Raw genomic sequence first — 1,621 nt, 5'->3', positions numbered from 1 at the left:
CAATGTCATCAAGCTATAAAGCCATTAATTACCATTCTTATTTTATTTAGTGTGAGTTCCTCCCTCTCTGCCTACTAGGACTTAAAAAAGGCAATAGGATGCCCGGCCCTAGAATTTTCTATTTTTTCAGGGCCAATATCTTGTGTCTTATATATCACTAAAGTATATTGAAAATAGGTTGTTTTATTTTATAGACATCTTTTCCTGCTGGGAGAAAATCTATTCGACTTCAAGTTTCTGTTGCGCGGATATTTCCTCCCTAGCCGGATGGGTGTCTTATTTTTTATGATTTCTTTTACAAGTCGTTTAAATAAAGAGCTTCGTAAGGTCGCGTTTTCTTCAAGCAATAGAAGAATCATCGATTCTTTCAATTTTCCGATCAGGATGTTCGTATTGACCTGGTATTTATGCTTCAGATTTTTTTCAGCATCGTTTACCTGGATCGCTTCATTCGCTTCATTCTTCACTAGCGAGATCATATTACTGAGATAGATAGATGCATAGAAATCTTGTTCTATTACTAACTTGGAAGTCCCCGTAAAGTTCTCAATCTGTAGCCTGTTCTTTAACAGGTCAAATTTTTCTTCAATGCCCCAACGTCTGAAATAGAGCTCTTTGAAATCTTCCGTGTCTAGACTGTTTTCCAACACATTTGTGATCAAGATTTCCTCTTCTCCTGATGATAATAGAAACCGCAGGATTCGAGCTGGATATGCTTTGCCTTTAAACAAGATTTCAATGATCTGATCTTCGTTTACAGCTTCCCTTATCTCTTTCATTCCACCTTGTGGTGCACGCATAACGTACTTCAACCTATGTTCTTCTAGATAAGCAATAAAATCTCTCGAGGGGTAACCCCTGTCAAAAAGGATGAGGTCGTTCTTGAATCCTAGGTACTGAAGATCGTTGATCATCTCCTTGGCAGCGTCTCGTTCACCAGAAGGGTAAGGTTTAATTGTAGACGTTAGGATGATATCATTTTCAAGATCTAATAACGCAGATGCTTTAGCGCGAGCCCTTCGAGGACCCATCTGATTTTCAGTATAACCAAAATGGTCCTGCAAATTTTCTGTGTTGGGTAGTTCGAGTATAGATCCATCAATCGCACATAAACGATAGCCATGAAAAGTTTTGAAGGAGTTATCCTCATAGAACCATTTGACGACTTCATCTGCTAATCGTTTAAATGCACTAGGCGAGACTTTGCGTCTAGCTTGGGAATACCCCTGCTTTGAGATACTATCTGTCGTTGGATTCAGTATCTTGAAAAACGCATCAAGCTCTAGCTGGATTGACTTTTTAACAAAAGAGAAGCTAAAAAGTATAGTACTCTTAAAATCGAGTTTTTTACTCTTACGTGTAAAATAGGTAGACTTTACTCGTGATTCACACATAAATATCACATCATCTAACATTTTTTCGGTTAATTCTACTGCCCCTAAAAAATTTTTCTTCATTTTCATCACCAACCTCGTCTTGATACACTAAAAATTAGTGTTCAAGTCGATTATTTAGGTGATTTTGAAAAGTCAAGCCTTTTTTACTTATTTTCAAAAAAATGTACCTGATGAACCACAAAACACTAACTTCCATAACTTGTATGGTTAGCTTGATGACATTG

The 1,621-nt window shown here is 37.1% G+C and carries 1 protein-coding gene; it reads right to left on the bottom strand.

What is annotated here, in order from left to right; genetic code table 11:
- Window positions 1-188: 188 nt before the first annotated feature.
- On the bottom strand, window positions 189-1,463 hold the full coding sequence (locus C406_RS0117965) for an IS4 family transposase (protein ID WP_017382042.1): 1,275 nt from the start codon (window positions 1,461-1,463) through the stop codon (window positions 189-191).
- Window positions 1,464-1,621: the final 158 nt, after the last annotated feature.

The sequence above is a fragment of the Paenisporosarcina sp. TG-14 genome, from assembly GCF_000297555.1.
Taxonomy (GTDB): domain Bacteria; phylum Bacillota; class Bacilli; order Bacillales_A; family Planococcaceae; genus Paenisporosarcina; species Paenisporosarcina antarctica.
This window is presented reverse-complemented; position numbering and strand designations above follow the sequence as displayed.

Excerpts from the sequence above, each read along its gene's own strand:
- C406_RS0117965 (WP_017382042.1), bottom strand. The coding sequence starts at position 1,463 with ATGAAAATGAAGAAAAATTTTTTAGGGGCAGTAGAATTAACCGAAAAA.